This is a genomic window from Streptomyces sp. NBC_00057 (assembly GCF_045041165.1).
Taxonomy (GTDB): domain Bacteria; phylum Actinomycetota; class Actinomycetes; order Streptomycetales; family Streptomycetaceae; genus Streptomyces.
This window is the reverse complement of record NZ_CP108257.1, coordinates 80,638-100,184: the sequence shown is the minus strand read 5'-3', so window position 1 is coordinate 100,184 and position 19,547 is coordinate 80,638. Positions and strand designations below refer to the sequence as shown.

Below are 19,547 nucleotides of genomic sequence, written 5' to 3'. Positions count from 1 at the left end.
CCACCGAACTGCGCGGTACGTGCTCGTGCGGCTGGCGCGGCAGCACCCGCTACCCGCTCGACTGGGACACCCACATCACCGAAGTACAGGCCCGCACCGGGTGCTGTCACGTTGTTGGGTTGGAGGTGCCTGACGGTGCGTCGTGGCCTGGTGGGGCCCGCGGTCCGGGCCTGTGGTCAGGCCGTGGTGGGCCGGCCGGCAGCGCCGGTGATCTGGTCCCAGATCGCGAAGCGGACGGTCATCTCGGCTCGGTGGTCGGAGGCTGTCATCAGGTGGCGGTGAGGGCGGAAGTGGGGTGAGATGCCGCTGAACGCGGACAGGAACCGCTGGGCCCCGCCGACGGAGCGGAATCCCTTCATGGCGCGTTCGCGCTGCCGGGTGGGCTGATGACTGTTCTCGGCCCGGTTGTTCAGGCCCTTGTGGGAACGGTGTTCCACCGAGGGCATGACCTCGCGGTGCGCCGCGCCGTAGGAACGGATCTTGTCGGTGACGACCACCCGCGGCACCGTACGGGTCTTCTTCATCAGGCGGCGGAAGAAGCGTCCTGCCGCGGCCTTGTCCCGGCGGCTCTGCAGGAGGATGTCGAACACGTTGCCGTCCTGGTCGACGGCCCGCCACAGGTACTTCTGCTCTCCGTTGATCTCCACGAAGACCTCGTCCAGGTGCCACTTGTCCCCGGGCCGTGGCCGACGGCGGCGCAGTCCGTCCGCGTAGGCCTGGCCGAACTTGGCGGACCAGCGGCGGATGGTCTCGTAGGAGACGATGACACCGCGCTCGAGCATCAGCTCCTCGACCTCGCGGAAGGACAGCGGGAAGCGGAAGTACAGCCATACCGCGTGCGCGATCACCTCCACCGGGTACCGGTGGCCCTTGTACGACGGCGACGCGGACGACACGAACGAATCCCTCCCCGGCACGACCAACCAGAAGATCATCCCACCCGGCCAGCCAACGTGACAGTGCCCCAGGTAGTACTCGGTGCGGGGTTCCTCCTGGGCGCGGGCGACCGCGCCGTCGACCATGGCGACGGCTTCGGCCCGGGAGCGGCTGTCGAAGCTCAGCCAGCTGGTGACCTTGTCGTCGCCGATGATGCTCAGGACGTCGTCTACGTCCGTCGGAGCGAACTCCCGGAGCGCGACCTGTTCGCCAGCGATACGGATCGGGTACGTCAACGGAGGGCTCCTAGCGGGGCAGCGACTTGAGCTGGGTACGGGTGAACGCCTCGATCTGCTCCTGCAGGCTCGACGCGTCCTCGGCGAGCGGGGAGTCGCGCAGAGCGCGGTGCACGCGCTGGGTCGCGTTCACGATCCCGTTGATGCGCTGCTCGGGAGCGAGGTCGAGGACCGGCGCCACGGCCTCGGTGGCGCGGACCAGGAGCCCGGCGTCGAGCAGCCCCGCGACGGTGGCCGCGGTCGGTTCCTCGGGATCGGTGGAGACGGAGCCCTCGTAGGACGCCTGGAACAGCACCGCCGCATCCTGACTGGTGACACCAGCGCCTCAATGATCAAGGAATAGGCGTCAGTCGATTACGCGAGGTCGCCAGTTCTGAACCCCTATATGTCACGTGGGGTTGCAATCAGTAGGGAAAGTTGCGACATGCCACAGCGGTTCGGCGGGGCGGGCATAGGATGAATTCGGGTCCGAGCGGGTCGGCCACGACTCCCCCGCGAGGCCTGGAACGTGCCGAATGGTCGGGGGCGTGGAGCGGGGGCTGCGAAGTGGATGCACAGGTGCGTCTGGTTGACGGTGACGCGGCGGACGTCGCCGCGTTGTGGCAGTGGCTCAACGACGAGCGGGACCTGCGCGGCCGGGTGGTTCGGGCACCTGCCCCGGTCGGCGCGACCGAACTCGGCGGGGTCGCCGATCTTCTCACGGTTGCGGTCGGCGCCGGAGGCGGCGGCACGGTGTTGGCGGCATCGTTGATCGCCTGGGTCCGTACGCGTCGCACGACCGCGACCATGACTGTCGAGGCCCACGGCAGACGCGTCACCCTCAACATCGCGACCGTCGGCGACGTCTCGCCGCTTCTACACGAAATCCTCGCCCAGACCACCGACAACGCCGGTGCCCCCGATGGGAATTGAGTCCACTGCGGGAGTCGACAGTCATGCGATCCTGATCGGTGTCTCTGAGTATTCCGACACCCAGTTTCCCCGAATCCCCGCCGCGCGCAACAACCTCGACGCGATCCTGCACATCCTGACGAATCCGCTGTTGTGCGCCTGGCCCGGACGCATCACCACAATCCCCGACCCCACGTCACGCGACGCGCTGTCCATGACAATCGCCGAAATCGCCGAACGCACCACCGGTGTTCTCCTCGTGTACTACGCCGGCCACGGCGCACTCTCCCCCCGCGGCGACCTGTGCCTCACCGTCGGCACCACCCACTTCGACCGACCCGCCCTCACCGGCGTGCCGTGGGACGACGTCGCCGGGGCTCTGCGCACCAGCCCCGCCCGCACCCGGATCGCGATCCTCGACTGCTGCTTTGCCGGGCAGGCCATTGAGGCCCTGGCCACGACGCGAACGGACACCACCGTCGCCGACATCGCGCATGTCGAGGGCGTCTACACCCTCACCGCCACAACCCGAAACCACACCGCGCACGTCCCACCCCTCGAACAACAGGCCCACGCCCGCACGTCCTTCACCGGTCAACTCGTCGACCTCATCACCGAGGGCATCCCCCACGGCCCCGAAACACTCACCCTCGGCGCCATCTACCCGGTCCTGCGCCACCGCCTGGCCACGAAGGCGCTACCCCTTCCCAACCAACGCGGAACCGACCTCGCAGACCGCTTCGTCCTCACCCGCAACGCCTGGTGTCGGGGTACGGGTTTATCCACCCCACCGCGTGTCGAAGCCGGGCGGCCAGACACGGGGCCCGGTACGGACCGGGCCCAATCCGCCCGGCGCCGTCGTCCACGACGCAAGGTTCTCGTGGCCGCCGCCACCGTCGTCGCGGTACTCGCGGGCGGAATCGCGGCGATCCGGTACATGCCGTCGCCGCCCACGTCGAAAGCGGAGGACGGAGTACACGGTGACTGCTTTCCTAAGGAAGACCCCGTCATGTGTGTCTACACCTCCCACGTCGGCCGGTACGTCAAGGACATCACCGTCAGGAGCAAGGACGAGCTCAAGGGGGACATGCACAGCTGGTGGGGGGACTACGACTCAGACAAGGACAGCCCCCGGAAAGAAGCCGCTGGCAGCGTGAGATGGACGCTGAACCGCGAGCAGACCGGCCCAGACGCCCGGTTGGTGTGCGGTTCTATGCAGCGCGAGGGCGCGGACGTCGCCAGCGGGTGCGTCGATCTCGACAACCCGCCGACGTGAAGGCTGATCATGTCCGGGAAGAGTTCCGCGTACAGGTCGCGGGCGGGCGGCAGGGTCGCCGGCCTTGCCGGTCCGGTACGCGTGTGGCCCTATTCACCATGGTCGGGGCGGGTCTGTGTGCGCTCATGGTCGCCGTGAGCATCGGCACCGCCGTATTCCGGGCCGAACCCGTCGGCCAGTCGGGGTGGCTCTGGTTCGCGACGGCCGGAACACTGCTCGCGTTCGCCTTTCTCGCCATGGCAACGCGTCTGTGGGTCGCGGCGAACAACGAACGCGTCCGCGCGATGTACGCCGACGGCCAGGAGTCCGTGGGCACCGTCATCAAGGTCGTCGAGGACGACGATCGCGACCCGGACACCGGGCCCTACCACGACATCACGATCACCGCCGCGGTGGCCGGGACCGGGAGCATCCGGCGCGTCATTTGCCAGGCCGCAGCGCCACGGATCGGGCAGCCCCTCCGCTTCCGTCACCACACGCTCGATCCCGAGGACCTGGAGGATGCTGTGGGGCTCGTAAAGTCATCGCTGCAGGTGAGCAGCGGTGTCCGTGGTTGTCGGTGGTGGCTGGGACGCTGTCCGGATGATCGTGTCGCTGTTGTACCGTGCTGCTCGCACGATGCTGTCCGTACCGGCTGTCCTGCTGCGCCGGGACACTGCCAAGGACGCCGAGTTGTTGGTGCTGAGGCATGAGAACACTGTCCTGCGCCGTCAGCTCAAGGGCCCGGTCCGCTACGAGTCGGCCGACCGGTTCTGGTTCTCCGCGCTGTCCTCGCTGATACCGCGGCGCCGCTGGGCCGGCGTCTTCCCCGTCACCCCCGGCACCGTGCTGGCCTGGCACCGCAAGCTGATCGCCAAGAAGTGGGACTACTCCGCCCGCCGCAGCCGTACCGGCCGACCCCCGACTGTGGCCGCGCTCAGGAAGCTGGTGCTGCGCCTGGCCGGCGAGAATCCCCGGTGGGGGCACCGAAGGATCCAGGGCGAACTGGCCCGGCTGGGCCATCCGATCGCACCGTCCACGGTCTGGGGGATCCTGAACGCCGCGGGCATCGACCCGGCTCCACGCCGGTCCGGCCCCAGCTGGCGCGAGTTCCTGACCACCCAAGCCCAAGGGATCATCGCGGCCGACTTCTTCCACGTGGACACCATGCTCGGAAAGCGCCTGTACGCCATGGCGTTCCTGGAACACGGCACCCGCCAACTGCACATCACCGGCGTCACCGCCCGCCCCACCCGGGCCTGGGCGACGCAGCAGGCCCGCAATCTCGCCGACCAACTCGACACGCGCATGGAGTCCCTGCGCTTCGTGCTGCGCGACCGCGACGCCAAGTACGACCAGTCCTTCGACGCCGTCTTCGAAGCCGAGGACATGGAGGTGCTGCTCAGCGCGCCACGGGCGCCTCGGATGAACGCGCACTGCGAGCGGGTGCTCGGCACCGTCCGCCGCGAGGCGCTCGACCACCTCTTGCTCATGAATGAGGCCCACGCCCGGCAAGTCCTTGCCGACTTCGAACGGCACTACAACACGCATCGACCTCACCGGGCCCGAGATCAACGGCCCCCTCACGCCTCCGGGCAGCCAGCCACCGTCCACGGCCTCGACGGCCGCAGACTCCTGCGCACCCGCATCCTCGGCGGTGCTATCAACGAGTACCGGTACGCCGCTTGACCTGCGCCGATGACTTTTCGAGCCCCACAGGCTCCGGCCTCTACACCCCGTCCCGCAACCACGGACCGAAGTGGGGGCCCACCACCGTGCTCATCGCGCAGGAACTGTCCGCGCTGACCGTGTGCCGGCCCGGAGTCGAGTACCTCGCCCGGAAGCTGAAGTGCTCGGCCCGCACGGTCAAGTACCACCTCGATATGCTCCGCGAAGCCGGACTCCTCGTGTACCGCACCAAGGGCACCCGCATCACCGGCAGCATCCGCCAGGCGTCCGTGTACGAGCGGGTTATCCCCGTTGAGTTCGACGAGGCCCTCGGCATCCGCACGGTGCAGCGCGACGAGACTGCCCCCGCGTACACCCGTGTCCCGGTCGGCATCGCCGAAGAGGGCCGGAAGCTGATCGGGAAGCTCGCGAAGAAGGCCGCCCGGAAGGTACGCCGCCGCCGATCCCGCACCGCTGTTTCGGGTAGGTCGCGTTGCACCCCAATGGAGGGTGGTACCTCAGCGTCTTCTACTGCCGGTACTTCCACATCTCCCTCTGAGACAAAGCTCGCTAGCGGGAGCCGCAGTCACCCCACCCAAAAGAAGGCCACCCGCGGACCGCAGAAGCTGAACAAGGTCGGCCGCCGCTACCAGCTCGGCCAGGAACTCGTGACGAACGTGCCGTGGCTGCAGCAGGCATCCACCCCCCGTATCTCGTGGATTGCCCGGCACTGCGCCGATGCCGGATGGACCTGGCGGGAAGTCCAGGCCGCTGCCGAGGAACACAGCCCGATCGACGCGGTTCAAGCCCGCCGCCCGTCCGGTCTCCTCGCACACCGCATCAAGGGCGCCCACCTGCTGTATGCCGACCCCACCAGCCGCCGACTGATGGTCACCGCGTGGGAAGACTCCCGCGCCCAGGAGCACTTCCGGCACACCGGATACGACCAGCCCACCCAGGCCGCTGCCAGCCGGACTGCCGACCAAGCCATGGCCGAGATCCGGGCCGTCCTCCAGCAGCCCGCATCCGTGGCCGACTGCACCGAGCACGAGGCGGGCGACCTCGACATCACCACGCTCACCCGCGACGAAGTCCTGGAACACCGGGCGTACGCCGCAGACCCCGAGTACGTCCGGGCCATGCTCGTGTCCCTCGGTGACCGCGACACCCGCCGCCTCCTGACCAACCGCATCGTCGACCAGGCACTCGTCCTCGCCCGCCACGACGACTACGCCCTCACCCCGGCCTTCTGAGGAGGACCCGATGCCCGACGCCGCACCCCAGCAGCCGGCATTCGGCCGGGACCTCGCCCGCCTTGCCCTCGCCCAGTACAAGGCCAGCACCAAGACCACCAAGGCCGCAGGCCCGGCTCGCCGACTTCGTCCTGCCGCACGCGTAGGCAGCCGCCGCGACCCCGCAGGGCTCGGCAGCGTCCTCGCCGACATGACCGGCGAACTCGGCTGGCAGCCCGGCTGCGAAGGCGGAGACATCCTCGCGAGGTGGCCGGAGCTATGCCCGCAGTACGTCGGGAAGGTCGAGCCAGTCCACTACGACCCCGAACGCCGCGTCCTCGAACTCCACCCCTGCTCCCCCGCCTACGCCGCCCAGCTGCGGCTCCTCGGCGGGCAGCTCGCCAAGCAGATCAACGACAAAGTCGGCTCCGAAGTCGTCCGCGCGATCCGGCCCCTGGCCGTGGGCCAGATCAGCGCCGCCGCCACGGACCGGCCAGCCACCGCTCCGCGACCTGCCGCCGCGGCGCCGGTGAAGACCCGTGACACCGCCTCCCCCAGCTACCAGACCGCGCTCTCCGCAATCTGGCCGAAGATCCCAAGCAGTGTCGACGCCCGAGTCGTTGAGGCGATGCAGCGGCAAGCCCAAGCCATGCTCCGTGAACCCGAGACCGCGTTCACCGACGCCGCCGTGGCCCGCCAGGAACTCGAGGAGGCAGCTGCCACCGACAACCCCGACTCGCTGCTGGCGAGCATTCAGGCCGCGACGGCCTACAAGCACCGCGGGGCGGACCAGCCTGTCCGCCGCGTCTTCGACGTCGCATGACCACCGCAACCTGAACGGAGACACACCATGCCCGAACTCCCCCAGCCCACCAGCAGGGCCAGCGCGATCCCCCAACAGCGCCCTCCGAAGCCGCCCTACGCAGGTCTGTTCCAGGAGCCAGCGCTCCCCGACCATGCCTTCGAAGACGACTTCGTCAACGCGGACCAGCCCGAGTTCAAAACCGGGTTTTGAACCACCCGATTCAGCGACCCGCCGAAGCCCACCCGCATCTCCTCCATGCCGCGCATGCCATGCTGTCCCGGTCCGCCAGTACCGGCCATCAGGCCGGGAAGCACACGGAATCTATGGAGCACCACACATGGCACGCATCACTGCGTTGATCAATCGCAAGGGCGGCGTCGGCAAGTCGACGCTGACCGTCAACACCGCCGCCATCACGGCGAACGTCCTCGGCCCCTCGCCCGATGGTGAACCCGACTACGTAGCCGCGGTATCCGCAGACCCCCAGGGGTCCGCCACCTGGTGGTCCGAGCGCGTCGGCGACGATCTGCCCTTCTCGTTCATCCAGACTAAGTCCCGCGCCGACCTCGAGTTCTTCCCCGAACTGAAGAAGTCCCGCAAGGTGAAGCACGCCTTCATCGACACCCCCGGATGGATGGACCTCCCCGAAGACGAGAAGCAGACCGCCGGCGACCCCTTCGGTATCAGTGCCGCAGCCGACGCCATGCGCGCGGTCCTGAGCAACGCCGACGACATCATCGTCCCCGTCGAACCCGAGCCCCTCGGCTTCATGCCCACCCGGGACACCATCGAGGAAGTCGTCAAGCCGCTGGGCCTGCCCTACCTGGTGGTCATCAACAACTGGGACCCGCGAGACGGCGAAGCCGACCTCGAGCAGACGAAGGGCTTCGTCCGATCACAGGGCTGGAAGCTCGCCAACACCGTCATCCGGCACTACAAGGTCCACACCCGCGCAGCACTCGAGGGCACGGTCGTCACCCAGTACAAGAAGAACCGAGTGGCCATGGAAGCCCGCGAGGACTTCTACCAGCTCGCCCTCGAGATTGGTGCCGGCAAGAAGGGCCAGCGCTGATGGCCGCCAAGAAGCCGGGGTGGGCCGCACTCCTCGGGACCGAGACAAGCGCGGGTGCTGACACCACCGCCGCGGAGGGCGGGCAGGAGGAACCCCCTGTCATCGTTCTGATGCACACCATCGTCGGCAACCCCGAGAACCCTCGAGATGAAAGCGACTACTCCGACGCAGACCCGGAGTTCGCCGAGCTAAAAAGCTCGATGAAGGAGATCGGGCAGCTCCAACCCCTCGCCGTCGTCTCGCGCGGCGTCTACGAGCGGACCAAGCCCGGTCACGGCAAAGCGCTGCGCGATGCGGAGTGGGTCGTCGTCACCGGCAACCGCCGCCTGGCAGCCGCCCGCCAGCTTGGGTGGACCCGCATCGACGTGAAGGTGCAGGACCGTCTCGGGGACGGAGACGGCAGCATGATCGACGAAGCCGTCATCATCGAGAACATCCACCGGAAGAACATTGCCCCCATCAGAGAGGCCGAGTTCCTCCAGCGGATGGTCGAGCGGCTGGGCTCGCAGGACAAGGCCGCGGCCCGGATCGGCAAGTCCCAGATGTACGTGTCTCACCGCCTGGCGCTCCTGCAGCTGGCGCCGGACGTTCAGCACGACGTCGACACGGGTGCAGTGAAGCTCAAGGACGTGCGGACCATCACCCGCAAGCCGCACGAGGAACAGCGCGCGGCAGTAGCAGAACTCAAGAAGAAAGCAGCCGTTCCGAAGGCGCCCAGGAAGGCTGCTGCGAAGCCCGTTCAAAACCCGGTTTTGAAGCCTGCTCCTGCACCGGTGGTCGTGCCTGTATCCCAGGGGGTTCAAAACCCGGTTTTGAACGAACCGAAGGTCACGGAGTCTGAGCCGGCGCCCCAAGCTCAACCGGACTCTGCTGAGGTACCCGAGCAACGCGCCGAAGGTGTCGTTGTTCGACTGCCCTCACAGGACCCGGACACGTTGTCGGGTCTGATCATCGCCGAGCTCGATGTGCCGACCAGGCGGAGGCTGACCGAGCTGCTGGTGGACTACAAGATCGAAGAGACGAAGAGGATGCGGGCTGCCGAGGCCGCAGCGTCCGGGCAGAAGTAACTCCCACATGCGGCCCCGTTCTTTCACCCGGTGGTGGGGGAGCGGGGCCGTTGTCGTGTGCGGTCAGTTCCGGTCGAAAAGTCTCGCTGTGCCAGGGTTTTTCAGTCACACGACCGAGTGATAACCGGTCCCAGCCCTTCCGGATGCACAGACCACCGACTTGGTTAGAAGAGCCGCCTCCCCGCACGGGCACCGGCCGCAGGGGCGGAGGTCTCCCCTCGCCGGGATCGCAGCGCCTCCGCCCCCGCACCCCCACCCACCACCGCGTTCACGCAACGTCCCCCACCACCCACACGCCCCGGACTACAATCACCGTCATCTGGCGGGTATGCCCGTGAGGTCTCAAGCCCCCGAGGCTCGGTGGGTCGTTGTCGGCAAAACTCCGCCCCCCGAACCGCGGGGGCTTCCTCATGGCACGCCGCAGCCCACGTACACCGCGTGGCAGAAGCAGCCCCGGTCCTCCGCACCGTGCGCAGTCCGGTGGATCGGCGAGCCGTAGAACGATTCCGCCGTCCTCATCTCTCACGCCACGCCCTTTCTCTCACGCCACGCCCTGCCAGGCATCAGGGCCAAAGGTGCCCTTGATGTCGGAGGCGATCGAGGTCGGGTCCACCAGGAAGCCCAACTCGTACAGGACAGTCTTCGCGGGCGTCTGAACTCGCATCCGTACCGGGCTCTCGCCCTTGTGCGCGGCGAGGATGCGCTTCAGCTCGGAAACCGTCGGCTCGTTGATCTTGTGAGCAGGGAAGGACAGCGTGACCGGCGGCCGGCCGCCGCTCTCTGCTGAGGACACGTCCAGTACCTGGATCTCCTGCCCGTAGATACTGACCGCGCCGTCACGGTCGTTGAGGCGTCCTTGGACGGAGACGACGGTGTCGGCGATCAGAGCATGCTGACCAGGTTGTAGGTGGCCGGGAAGAGAAGGATCTCCATCTCGCCGTCACGGTCCGCGAGGTTGATGATCGCCCAGGCATTGCCCTGTTTGGTCATCCGGCGGTCCACGCTGGTATTGAGGCCGGAGAGCTGGACGGTGCCTTCCGTGCGGCCTGAGCCGAGGAGGTCGCTGATCGTGGTGTCCCGGTTGCGGGACAGGATGTGCTCGGTGCCGTCCAGCGGGTGCGCGGAGACGTACAGGCCGAGCATGTCGCGCTCTGCGGCCAGCAACTGCTTGCGGGGCCACTCGCCGTCGTCGATGGGGAAGTCCAGGCCGAAGGCCGGCTCGTCGCTGTCGCTGCCAAAGTCGCCGAACAGATCGTCGGTGTGGGCATCTGGCCCGGTGATGATCTTCGGGCCCGCTTCGCCTGTGGGCCGCTGTCACGGTGGTGGGGTGTGAGAGCGGGGTTCTGTTCGCTGTCGCGAGCGGGGGATGTGCGGCTACGTGTGGATGTGAAGGCGAGGACTGCAGGTGTGGGGTTGGAAAAGGGTGGTGGTCCGGGGTGGGCTGGCTGATGATCTTTGGCTATGGATATGGCTTGGGCACGTGTGCGTGTGGTGGTTCCCGTTGCTCTGGTGGCGGGGGCTGTTCTGGGGGCTTTGGGCCCTGTGTTGACGCGGCAGAGGTCGGATGGCGGGAGGGAGGCTGTCGGCGGAGCGGCGGGGCATGTTGTGCACTTGGTGGCGAGCGCGGGGTGGTCCTGGGCGGCTTTCGCGTTCGCGATCGGGTTGGTGTGCCGGTCATGGAAGCGGGCGGTGTGGTTGGCACCGGCCTCGCTGGTGGTGGCGGTGGCTGCGTACTACCTGGTGAAGATGGGGCAGGGCGAGTTCCGGGTCTTCGACATGGCGGCAGGGAGCCAGCAGATGGAGTCGTTGCCCATCGACTGGGCCGGCTTCATCGGGAACGCGATGGCGTGGTGGGTGGCGGCCTGCATCTTCGGCCCGCTGCTGGGGTGGGCCGGAACCCTCGCGCGCCAGCCGCATCTGCGCGGACTCGCTTTCCGTCTGATGGTTCCGTTGATCGCGATCGTCGACATGAACCTGCGCCTGCCCGGGAACCCCGAACTCGACGGAGCCGTCGCCACCGGCACCTGGACCGCCGTACGGATCGCGGCCGTCGTCGCCTGTGTACTCCTGACGGCCTGGGCTCTCCACACCAGCATCCGCGCGCGCCGGATCACCCGCCCCTGAACGGGCAGTTCGTATGCACGCGGCCGCAGAACTTGCGATGACAGCGGGCTCCCGGGCCGGCCAGCCGTGCGGGCCAGAGACAGTCCCGGGGTGCTGTCCTCACCATCAACCTGACCGACAAGCTGCTGAACCCGCCAGACGACCCGACCCTCACCGACATCGTCGCCCACCAGACCGGACAGGACGCGGGCGTACGCGACTACGTGCTCAACACCCCCGGCGCGGTCCGTATCGTCACCGACGCCGTACACGAACTCACCGCGCTGCGCACCGCTGCGCACGGCCGCCCGGTCCAACTCCTGGTTAATTGCTGGTACGGACGTCATCGCGCACCCGCCATCGCCGACGCCATCGGTCACCGGGTGCGGGAGGCCGGCGCCGTCCAGGTCACCCACCACCACATCGACCGGCCGCCGGTCCCCCGCCAGCACCCGCGACCCGACTGCCCGTTCTGCCGGATCATCCACGACGGCGCACCCGCCGCCATCGTCCACGAGTGGCACGACGCCCCCGGCGTGCCGCAGCGGCCAATACACCGGGCCGAAGCTGACCGGCACGCCATCGGATCGGCGGGTTCTTCGTGCTGCCCTCACAGGATCACGACCGGTGGCACCACAACCGTGTCGCCTGTCACATCCGCTAGATCCCGTTGGGACTGAAAGCCCCCATCTCGCACCGTTGCCGGAAGATCAAAGTGCCCGTAGGAAGGTTCAGCGCGATAAATCCAACCGTTCAGTCCTGCCGGGGCAACAGCCCAACGGGCAGGGCCAGAAGGGAACCTTTCTTGTTAGGCAAGACTCGAAGAAGAAGCATCCTGTCTCGCATAGCCGTCGGCGCCGCAGCCGTCATGCTGCTGGGCTCCGGCACCATGACGCCCGCAGCAGCGGAGGACGCTCCGAGCGCCACGGATCCGAACTATGCTCCGTCGTCGCGACCCGCTGCGGGACCCGAGCGGAGCATGGGAATCGCGGCGAACACGCAGCGTCCCTCGTCAGGCAAGACGCCGTCGGCCGGACCGAAGTGGAAGCAGGTCGACGGGGGTCTCGGCACGTGGAGCGTGAACACGCGTCACGTCCAGTTGAAGAACTGGGTGTTCGACGAGGACAGTCCGACGGCGAACCTGACGTTCGAGGCGTGGACCACCACTGAGGGCGGCGCTCCTTTGGAGAGGGTGAAGCTGACCGACGCCAACTCGTACGGCGTGATCGTCTCTCCCTATGTGCCGTCCAATACTGCGGTGACCGTGACGGTGGCGCCTGGCCGTCTGAAGCCGAACGTCGACTACGTGTTCCGCACGTCTGCGTATGACGGGTCGCTGTACGAGACGGAGTGGTCGCCTTGGGCGCGGCTGCGTATCGAGCTTCCGGTGGACCTGGCGCTGCCTGCGCCGGACTACGACGCTCAGCGGCCGTCGTTCGTGACGGAGCCGAATAGCGAGCAGACGAGGCCGTTGAGGTCTGGGCCGTCGGCACTGTCCGCGTACGAGCCGCAGAAGCAGTGCGGTGAGGTCGATGCGGACAGCAGCCGGTTGTGCGTGATGAGGACGCCGGACAAGCCGGAGGGCGCGAAGGCGACGGAGTCGGAGAAGTCCGTGGGGATCACGGACGTGGGATGGTGCGGCCCGGGTTCCATGGGCACGTACGCGGACCGGTACAAGGAGTGTGACCAGCGGCCGGTCCGCTACTACCTCGGTCCGGACGACGACCCGACGGCCATCGCCGACTTCGTGTTCACACGTGAGCTGCACCTCGACGGTCCTGCCAGCTTCACGGAGAAGCTGACGATCGAGGGCGTGAGGATTCCGGCCGAGTTCGACGGCGGGATCAGCCTCTCTGCCTTCAACGGGCACATCTGTCAGGGATCATGCACGCCGATCGAGCCGCAGGGCGGCGACTGGACGGCCACGCCACATTGGAAGCCGGGCGAGACGCACTCGGCGTCGCTGACGACGAAGTACACGTGGGACAACTCGGTGGCCAACCAGGCGTACCTGTACAAGCCTGACGTCAAGATCGAGGGCACCGTCCACTCTCCCGGCGTGGGGCAGACGGTCGACTACCAGTGGAGCAAGGACTACCGTCCCGAGCAGGTCTACCTCGACCAGATCCGCTGCGACACGAACACCACGTGGGGCGAGAGCGGCTGTGTGTTCCTCAACTCGGCCCCGACGTATGCGTTCAACGCGAAGAAGTTCCCGCAGGCCGCTGCGCACGCGTGGCTGATCCAGAACGTGCTTCCGCCGACGACGGGTCTGGACAGCGCGGACAAGCCGCTGTACTACATGGGCGACAAGGGTCAGAACGAGACGAACCGTAATCGGATCTGCCCGTCCGGCTGGGCCGCGGCGAACGGTGACGCGAGCGCGCTCGACAGTGCGACGGACGCTCTGAACTGCGACGAGTTCGCCTTCGCGTCCTCCTACAACAGCGGAGGAATGAAGAAGATCGAAGGCGGCCTGAACGAGGCCGTCCCGTCCGGCAGTACCACCGGAGAGCCCGACGGCGCAGCGTGCGTGCAGACCTTCGCGAAGAAGGAGGACGGCCGCGTCCACCTGTACAACATCGACAGCCCGACGGTGCCCGTTCCGACGTTCCAGGAGGTGTGCGGACGCTCCTCGATCTCCGGAATCCACAACCAGGAGACGATGGGCGGCAACTTCACCAGCTTCATGAAGCAGATGCGCATCATGGACAAGGACGCCTACTGGCTCGACACCCGCATGACCGGGCGGTGCGACCACACCGACGCGTTCGGTACGCCGGTCAACCCGGTGATCTGCACAATGACCGCGAAGTAGCCGTCACCGGATAGCAGCCGGCGCGGGCTCCTCCTTGGGAGCCCGCGCCGTTTCGCGTCTCAGAGCTGCGGGACCGGCAGCAGGACGAGCGGAAGCGTTCCGGCTTCCACCGCGGCCCGGTCGATCGTGAGGCCACAGTAGTCGCCTACGCCGGCGAACACGCGGGCCGGGATGTCGCGATGGTGCTCCTCGAAGTACCGCGACGCCTCCTCCTGGGTGTGCACGCCGTCGTAGGCGGTGGGAAAGACGGCCCCGGCAGCATGCAGGGCGGTGTCGAGCTTCGAGTTCCGGCCGGTGCTCTCGGCGAACTCGGCCTGCCAGGTGCGGCCCTCGTCGCCCGGCGCGTGCAGGATCCGGGAGGGGCCCGGTCCGAGATTCAGGGTGAGACAGATGATCTCCTCGCCGACGAGGGGATCCATCTCCGGTACCTCGCGGTAGCCGAGGGACCAGGTGGCGGCCCACGTGTCCTCCAGGACGTACAGCCAGCCGCCGCAGGTGCCGTACATGGCGCGGCTGACGTCCCCCATGTCTGGGGGTATGGCGAGCTCGTGGCGCTCCTTGTACAGGTCCCCGCATTCGAGCTGCTCAGGATCTGCGCCGAGCCGGACGAGGAACTCTTCCGCGTCCACGCCGCGGGCCGTCGTCAGGGAAATGCCGCGGAGCATCCCCGGCATACGGCCTTTCGCGTCCTGGTAGGCGTGCTCGCCGATCCACCGTAGACCTGAACCGTGTTGATCGCTCATACGATCAATGTACAAGCGGTCGCGCACATCAGGTCTTGCGGTGCCGTCCCCGGCCCGGAGCCATCGGCGACCGGCCGGGAACAGGCGGGGAGGCCCTGGAGTTGGCGTTGTCACGTTGTCGGGGGTATAGGCGTCTGGCGGTGCGTCAGGGCGTGGTCGAGGCGGCTGTCGGCTGTCGGTCAGGCCGTGGCGGGCAGGCCGGCGGCGCCGGTGATCTGGTCCCAGATCGTGAAGCGGACGGTCATCTCGAGGCGGTGGTCGGGTGCGGTGCGGTGGTAACGGCCGGGTCGGAAGTGGGGCGAGATGCCGCTGAAGGCGGCCAGGAATCTTGGGGCGCCACCGACGCTGCGGAAGCCCTTCATCGCGCGCTCGCGCTGCCTGGTGGGCTGGTGCGAGTTCTCCGCCCGGTTGTTCAGTCCTTTGTGGGAGCGGTGCTCGACCGAGGGCATCACCTCGCGGTGGGCGGCGCTGTAGGAGCGGAGCTTGTCGGTGACGACCACCCGCGGCACCGTGCCGGTCTCTTTGAGGAGTCTGCGGAAGAAACGCCTGGCCGCGGCCTTGTCGCGGCGGTTCTGGATCAGGATGTCGAGCACGTTGCCGTCGACGTCGACGGCCCGCCACAGGTACTTCACCTCGCCGTTGACCTTGATGAAGACCTCGTCCAGGTGCCATTTATCGCCGGGCCGAGGACGGCGGCGCCGCAGGCTGTTCGTGTAGGCCTGGCCGAACTTCAGGCACCGCCGGCGCACCGTCTCGTAGGACACCATGACGCCGCGCTCGAGCATCAGCTCCTCGACCTCGCGGAAGCTGAGCGGGAACCGGAAGTACAGCCAGACGCAGTGGGAGATGATCTCCACCGGGTACCGGTGCCCCCTATACGACGGCAACGCACTCTCCACAGCAAGACCCTCCCGAGCATGATCACCCAGAAGATCATCCCATGCGGTCAGCCAACGTGACAGCGCCCCGTCCGCTATACCCGCTGCCCACGCCGATCACCGATCCGCACGGGATAACCCGCCTGGACATACGACGACGCGACCGCCTCGGCGGCACTCTCCACGAATACCAACATGCAGCCTGACCTCGGTGGATGAGGTTTTCGGCAGGGGCAGCGCTGGGCATTCGAGCGAGCCGAATATCCCGCGCCTCCTGTCCTATCGCAGTGGGCCAGCGAACAGTGGGGCGCTGCGCCAGTTGGCCGTGTGACGGAGAGCGCAGCAGCGGGCACGCTGTCGACCGCAAAGGTATAGGGGACGTGGGATTCGGTGGATGCTGTGCGAGTCTTCTTATGTGAGGGGCGGCTGGGGCTGCTGGGCAAGGTGGCGTTGCAGCTCGATGTGCCGGAACTGGTAGACAGTTCCGGTCTGCCGCAGCACACCGCGGTGTTCGTGCGCATCCTGGAGAAACGGCATGAGACGCCAGGGAACTTTGCGTCGTATCGCAAGGTGAGTCCTTGATACCGCGAGGTCTACCCAAGCTGTATGGAAAGCACCGAGCATCAGACCAATAACCATCCCCGATCCGACCCAGATTGCCAGTTCGGCCGCTTGCTCACTGAGTCTTTGCTCGGTTTTGATGTGCATGACGATAAGGCCGAGAAGCCCGGAGAAGAGGCCTCCCATCGGCACGAACATAAGGCAGACGCGGCGGTCCCGGGCAAGCAGTGGGGCTGCTCCGACCATGGTGGTCAGGTCGGAAGGCTCAGACCTCACTCCGCGCGAGGTCATGTGTACCAACGCGCTCAGAATGCCGAGGAAGAAGCCGATGACGAACCAAATATTCCCAATATATTGGATATCGTAATCGAAATCGACATTATCCATAAGTGCGTCGATGGCCAAGCCTGTGATAGTCAGGCCAGGTACCCAAAGCAACCCGAGAAGCATTGAGCCGAGATGCCAGCGGACTCGCGCCTTGGGCACCCCCGTACGTACGCGCCTGAAGAATGTCAACAACGCGGCACCAATCCCGAACAATAACCAGCCCATTGCCAATTCCCCCAACTTCTCCTGGGGGAGGGATAGCAAGATACTCAAGAGGAACTGGAGGGCAGCCCAAAGGAGGCTGAACGTGAGGCCGAAGGCAAGCGCGCGGAGCGCCAAGGTCAGGCGTGTGCCTGGGGTGCGCCGTACGGCAGGCAGTAGCAGGGACAGGACGGTGGAGGCGAGTACGAGGGAGACCACTTCTGCCAGGCTGTCGTTCCGCGGCGTACCGTCGAACATGGAAATGAGTGCATCCACGATCCCGAAGAACGCGCCATAGATGATGCGTTGGGTGCGGGCGGAGACAGCGTGGTGCAGTTCCCACCAGGCGAGGTCGGGGGTGCCGTCGCGGTGGTTTTCCAGGTGGTGGGCGAGAAAGGTGAGGGTGTGAAGGGCCTGGGGTGTGGTCCAGGGTGAGGGGTTGGGGTGGTGAGGGCTGTAGGCGGCAGGAATGTAGGCGTTGAGCAGGTGGGTGTCCAGAGCGGTGCGGGTGGGGTAGACGGCGGTGTCGCAGAGTTCGTTCGGGTGTGGGAGGGGTCCCGGTGTGACTTGGGGGCGGGGGTTGTAGATAGTGCGGGCCAGAAACAGTCCGAACGGTGTGCTCAGTGCTTGCCCGGCAGGGGTGTTGGTGCCCAGGTGGGTAATCACCTGGTTCCAGCGGTGGGCGGTGCCGCCTGCGTCGCGACGTAGGTAGTCGGCGGCTGCCTCGGGTGTGAGGGGGAGCAGGTGGATGCCGGCGGCGCCGTTGAGTCGGACCGTGGCGTCGGGCCGGGTCAGGGCTGCGCGGTAGGGGACTGCGCGGCTGGACAGGACCAAGGGCTGTCGGGCGGGCATGGTCCGGTTGAGGGTATCCAGTGCCACGGTGTGCAGGGTGGGGGGTAGTTCGTCGAAGCCGTCGAGCAGCGGGATGATGAGTCCGGTTGCCAGCAGGGCTTGTGCCAGATCGGTCGGGCGGGTGCCTCGTGTGGCGGTGCTGGTGGGTGCTGGGGCACGCAGGTCGGGGTGACTGCGTCGTAGCTGGTCAGTCAGCCAGGCTTCGAGGGAATCGTGGTTGGGGTCCCAGGAGGCGAGGGAGAAGAGGACGGGTACAGGTCCGCCGTCCTGCCGGCGTTCGATCAGGTCCTGGAGCAGCCGGATGAGCAGCACGGTCTTGCCGGAGCCGGGCTCGCCGAGCACGACCAGTCGACGGGTGGGCACACGGTGGGCGAAGACCTCGTGGATCTGCGCGTCGTGTCCCGCCAGTCCGGCCTCGTCCGCAGCCCACCCGGCGGGATCACCAGGCGGGCCACCTGGCCAGCTGCTGGCCAGGCCGGTCAGCCGGGTCCAGGGCTCGGTCAGGGCTGCATCGGCCGTACGCCAAGCGACGGGCATGGGATACGGATCGTTCACGCGCCGGGCCTCGGCCTCTTCGGCCCACTGCCGCTTCACCACCAACGCAAGCTGGTCGGCAACAACACCCAGCTCCACACCGGCATCCTGGCCCGGCCGGGCCAGGATCGTCAGCACAAGAGCCACCAGACCGCTCACCGCGCCGACCACACTGGCCTTCTGATCCGCTTTGTCCCACCCGTCAACGATGACGCTGACGACCAGCCACACCACAGCCGCCGCACACACACCCCACGGCACCACACGCAACCAACGACCCCTGTAGCCCATAACGGACCAGTCTGTCGTGACCACACGTGCCACGGGGCGGGAATGATCAGATTGACTCGATCGAGCCCGTACCTCCGTCAGCCAGCCCTGAGTCAAGTCACGAGAAAGGCTGTCGATGAGACACACGTCATCACTGGTGACGCCGAACCACCCCGGCAGAGATGCACGCTCCGTTCACCCGCCCCTGGTGACTACACGCCCGCCGCAGTGACAACTATCGTGCTTCGGTTCACGGGTAATTGATGCTCGCCATAAAAGGGCTCCGAATTCAGTAGTCGAGATCCAGGTAGTCGATGTCGTTGATTTCGACCTCCGAGAGTCCCATGGCGCGGCCACCGCCGTCCTGGAAATACACGTCCTTAAATCCTTCGGCGATGATTTCACGTGGCTTTGTTCATGAGAACGGACAGCAGATGTTCACGACTTCGGGAGGCACCGCTGTCTGGCACTGTTCGATTGCGGCAGCAGCACTCGCGCTTCAACCTCCGCGGGCGCCGCGCCGGCCATTGCCGCCCTTCCGTGCCATCGAACACGGTTGCGGGAGCTAGGTGCGATCCTGCGTGTATGAACCATCTCGGCGACGCACGCCTGAGCACCTGGACGCTGCGCTTTATGACCCTCCTCGCAGCCGACACCCAGGATCAGCTGGCCTGGCTGGACGAGCGTGAGCTGGAGACGGAGCCCGTCGTTGAAGAGGCGGAGCTCCTCTGCCGCGTCTCCGAAGGACTCGCGGAGCGCGGAGCCTTCGAGCCCAAGGATCTGCGCGATCTTCAGGCCATCGGCCGTCGCCTCGGCGAGATCGATGCCGCCTGCCGTGCCGGCCTCTGGGCCAACGCCCTGGTCACAGATCCGGCGTGGGACGACATACGTCTTCTCGCCCGCCAGTTCCTCCTCACGACGCTGGGCGACTGGCGCCAGCCACTCCCACGCCCCGCGCGCCCGCACACGGGTGACCACTGAGCACGTCCCGCCGCCTGTGCGACTTTGACGCAGTCGGCACCGCACACACGAAAACGCGGGAACGTCGTGGCTACGTTCGGATGGGTGTCGGCAGGTAGGCCGCCGCACACCGCCTGC

General features: G+C 67.0%; 20 protein-coding genes and 1 pseudogene. 12 read left to right on the top strand and 9 right to left on the bottom strand.

All coding sequences use genetic code 11. The features are described from left to right. Positions 1–176: 176 nt before the first annotated feature. Together OG953_RS43845 and OG953_RS43840 are read right to left on the bottom strand one after the other, a co-directional pair. The gene (locus OG953_RS43845; protein WP_331736166.1) at positions 177–935 is read right to left on the bottom strand and encodes an IS6 family transposase; all 759 of its coding nucleotides are present in this window, start codon (positions 933–935) and stop codon (positions 177–179) included. Between the two features lie 247 nt (positions 936–1,182). Beyond that, positions 1,183–1,467, bottom strand: coding sequence for a hypothetical protein (locus tag OG953_RS43840; RefSeq protein ID WP_331735797.1), 285 nt, complete (start codon positions 1,465–1,467; stop codon positions 1,183–1,185). Positions 1,468–1,730: 263 nt separating this feature from the next. Here OG953_RS43840 and OG953_RS43835 point away from each other — a divergent pair, with 263 nt between their 5' ends. Then, positions 1,731–2,084 (top strand): hypothetical protein, encoded by a 354-nt coding sequence (locus OG953_RS43835; protein WP_405692616.1) that lies wholly within the window; start codon positions 1,731–1,733, stop codon positions 2,082–2,084. Then, positions 2,074–3,339 (top strand): caspase, EACC1-associated type, encoded by a 1,266-nt coding sequence (locus tag OG953_RS43830; protein WP_331735791.1) that lies wholly within the window; start codon positions 2,074–2,076, stop codon positions 3,337–3,339. Before OG953_RS43835 ends, OG953_RS43830 begins: the two co-directional genes overlap by 11 nt. A gap of 89 nt (positions 3,340–3,428) precedes the next feature. Here the strand turns inward: OG953_RS43830 and OG953_RS43825 are convergent, their stop codons facing one another. Next, positions 3,429–3,815 carry a hypothetical protein gene (locus OG953_RS43825; RefSeq protein WP_405692614.1) on the bottom strand — a complete coding sequence of 129 codons (387 nt, stop codon included), beginning with the start codon at positions 3,813–3,815 and terminating at the stop codon, positions 3,429–3,431. A gap of 106 nt (positions 3,816–3,921) precedes the next feature. On the opposite strand from OG953_RS43825, the gene OG953_RS43820 reads away from it, so the two are divergent. The 6 genes from OG953_RS43820 (at position 3,922) to OG953_RS43795 (ending at position 9,162) form a co-directional block, all read left to right on the top strand. After that, positions 3,922–5,007 (top strand): integrase core domain-containing protein, encoded by a 1,086-nt coding sequence (locus OG953_RS43820; RefSeq protein ID WP_331736164.1) that lies wholly within the window; start codon positions 3,922–3,924, stop codon positions 5,005–5,007. Next, complete coding sequence (locus OG953_RS43815) at positions 5,004–6,239, top strand: helix-turn-helix domain-containing protein (RefSeq protein ID WP_331735785.1); 1,236 nt, start codon at positions 5,004–5,006, stop codon at positions 6,237–6,239. Before OG953_RS43820 ends, OG953_RS43815 begins: the two co-directional genes overlap by 4 nt. 10 nt (positions 6,240–6,249) lie before the next feature. Then, a complete protein-coding gene (locus OG953_RS43810) occupies positions 6,250–7,041 on the top strand; it encodes a DciA family protein (protein WP_331735782.1) in 792 nt (263 codons plus the stop codon). Positions 7,042–7,068: 27 nt separating this feature from the next. After that, positions 7,069–7,233, top strand: coding sequence for a hypothetical protein (locus OG953_RS43805; protein ID WP_331735779.1), 165 nt, complete (start codon positions 7,069–7,071; stop codon positions 7,231–7,233). A 127-nt stretch (positions 7,234–7,360) separates the two neighbouring features. Further along, on the top strand, positions 7,361–8,095 hold the full coding sequence (locus OG953_RS43800) for a ParA family protein (RefSeq protein ID WP_331735777.1): 735 nt from the start codon (positions 7,361–7,363) through the stop codon (positions 8,093–8,095). Continuing rightward, positions 8,095–9,162, top strand: a complete 1,068-nt coding sequence (locus OG953_RS43795) for a ParB/RepB/Spo0J family partition protein (RefSeq protein ID WP_331735775.1) — start codon at positions 8,095–8,097, stop codon at positions 9,160–9,162. The genes OG953_RS43800 and OG953_RS43795 overlap by 1 nt, the downstream gene beginning before the upstream one ends. Before the next feature lie 541 nt (positions 9,163–9,703). Here the strand turns inward: OG953_RS43795 and OG953_RS43790 are convergent. Further along, complete coding sequence (locus tag OG953_RS43790) at positions 9,704–9,955, bottom strand: hypothetical protein (protein WP_331735773.1); 252 nt, start codon at positions 9,953–9,955, stop codon at positions 9,704–9,706. A gap of 89 nt (positions 9,956–10,044) precedes the next feature. Continuing rightward, positions 10,045–10,326 (bottom strand): hypothetical protein, encoded by a 282-nt coding sequence (locus OG953_RS43785; RefSeq protein ID WP_331735772.1) that lies wholly within the window; start codon positions 10,324–10,326, stop codon positions 10,045–10,047. Positions 10,327–10,851: 525 nt separating this feature from the next. Here OG953_RS43785 and OG953_RS43780 point away from each other — a divergent pair. From OG953_RS43780 to OG953_RS43770, 3 genes are all read left to right on the top strand, one after another. Then, a complete protein-coding gene (locus OG953_RS43780; RefSeq protein WP_376549976.1) occupies positions 10,852–11,286 on the top strand; it encodes a hypothetical protein in 435 nt (144 codons plus the stop codon). Between the two features lie 104 nt (positions 11,287–11,390). Further along, entirely contained in the window at positions 11,391–11,945 is a 555-nt protein-coding gene (locus tag OG953_RS43775; protein WP_405692689.1) for a hypothetical protein, read from the top strand. Between the two features lie 299 nt (positions 11,946–12,244). After that, on the top strand, positions 12,245–14,083 hold the full coding sequence (locus OG953_RS43770) for a hypothetical protein (RefSeq protein WP_405692608.1): 1,839 nt from the start codon (positions 12,245–12,247) through the stop codon (positions 14,081–14,083). Positions 14,084–14,142: 59 nt separating this feature from the next. Here OG953_RS43770 and OG953_RS43765 read toward each other — a convergent pair whose 3' ends face one another. From OG953_RS43765 to OG953_RS43750, 4 genes and pseudogenes are all read right to left on the bottom strand, one after another. Further along, on the bottom strand, positions 14,143–14,826 hold the full coding sequence (locus tag OG953_RS43765) for a hypothetical protein (RefSeq protein ID WP_331735765.1): 684 nt from the start codon (positions 14,824–14,826) through the stop codon (positions 14,143–14,145). A 179-nt stretch (positions 14,827–15,005) separates the two neighbouring features. Beyond that, positions 15,006–15,725 carry an IS6 family transposase gene (locus OG953_RS43760; protein ID WP_331735764.1) on the bottom strand — a complete coding sequence of 240 codons (720 nt, stop codon included), beginning with the start codon at positions 15,723–15,725 and terminating at the stop codon, positions 15,006–15,008. Between the two features lie 390 nt (positions 15,726–16,115). Next, positions 16,116–18,413 carry an NACHT domain-containing protein gene (locus tag OG953_RS43755; RefSeq protein WP_405692605.1) on the bottom strand — a complete coding sequence of 766 codons (2,298 nt, stop codon included), beginning with the start codon at positions 18,411–18,413 and terminating at the stop codon, positions 16,116–16,118. Positions 18,414–18,738: 325 nt separating this feature from the next. Then, positions 18,739–18,855, bottom strand: a pseudogene (locus tag OG953_RS43750) (XRE family transcriptional regulator); the annotation flags it as partial. A 179-nt stretch (positions 18,856–19,034) separates the two neighbouring features. On the opposite strand from OG953_RS43750, the gene OG953_RS43745 reads away from it, so the two are divergent. Next, entirely contained in the window at positions 19,035–19,430 is a 396-nt protein-coding gene (locus OG953_RS43745; RefSeq protein WP_331735759.1) for a hypothetical protein, read from the top strand. Positions 19,431–19,547 lie beyond the last annotated feature (117 nt).

Excerpts from the sequence above, each read along its gene's own strand:
- OG953_RS43845 (WP_331736166.1), bottom strand. The coding sequence starts at position 935 with ATGATCTTCTGGTTGGTCGTGCCGGGGAGGGATTCGTTCGTGTCGTCC.
- OG953_RS43830 (WP_331735791.1), top strand. The coding sequence starts at position 2,074 with ATGGGAATTGAGTCCACTGCGGGAGTCGACAGTCATGCGATCCTGATC.
- OG953_RS43820 (WP_331736164.1), top strand. The coding sequence starts at position 3,922 with ATGATCGTGTCGCTGTTGTACCGTGCTGCTCGCACGATGCTGTCCGTA.
- OG953_RS43810 (WP_331735782.1), top strand. The coding sequence starts at position 6,250 with ATGCCCGACGCCGCACCCCAGCAGCCGGCATTCGGCCGGGACCTCGCC.
- OG953_RS43805 (WP_331735779.1), top strand. The coding sequence starts at position 7,069 with ATGCCCGAACTCCCCCAGCCCACCAGCAGGGCCAGCGCGATCCCCCAA.
- OG953_RS43800 (WP_331735777.1), top strand. The coding sequence starts at position 7,361 with ATGGCACGCATCACTGCGTTGATCAATCGCAAGGGCGGCGTCGGCAAG.
- OG953_RS43795 (WP_331735775.1), top strand. The coding sequence starts at position 8,095 with ATGGCCGCCAAGAAGCCGGGGTGGGCCGCACTCCTCGGGACCGAGACA.
- OG953_RS43770 (WP_405692608.1), top strand. The coding sequence starts at position 12,245 with ATGGGAATCGCGGCGAACACGCAGCGTCCCTCGTCAGGCAAGACGCCG.
- OG953_RS43765 (WP_331735765.1), bottom strand. The coding sequence starts at position 14,826 with ATGAGCGATCAACACGGTTCAGGTCTACGGTGGATCGGCGAGCACGCC.
- OG953_RS43745 (WP_331735759.1), top strand. The coding sequence starts at position 19,035 with ATGAACCATCTCGGCGACGCACGCCTGAGCACCTGGACGCTGCGCTTT.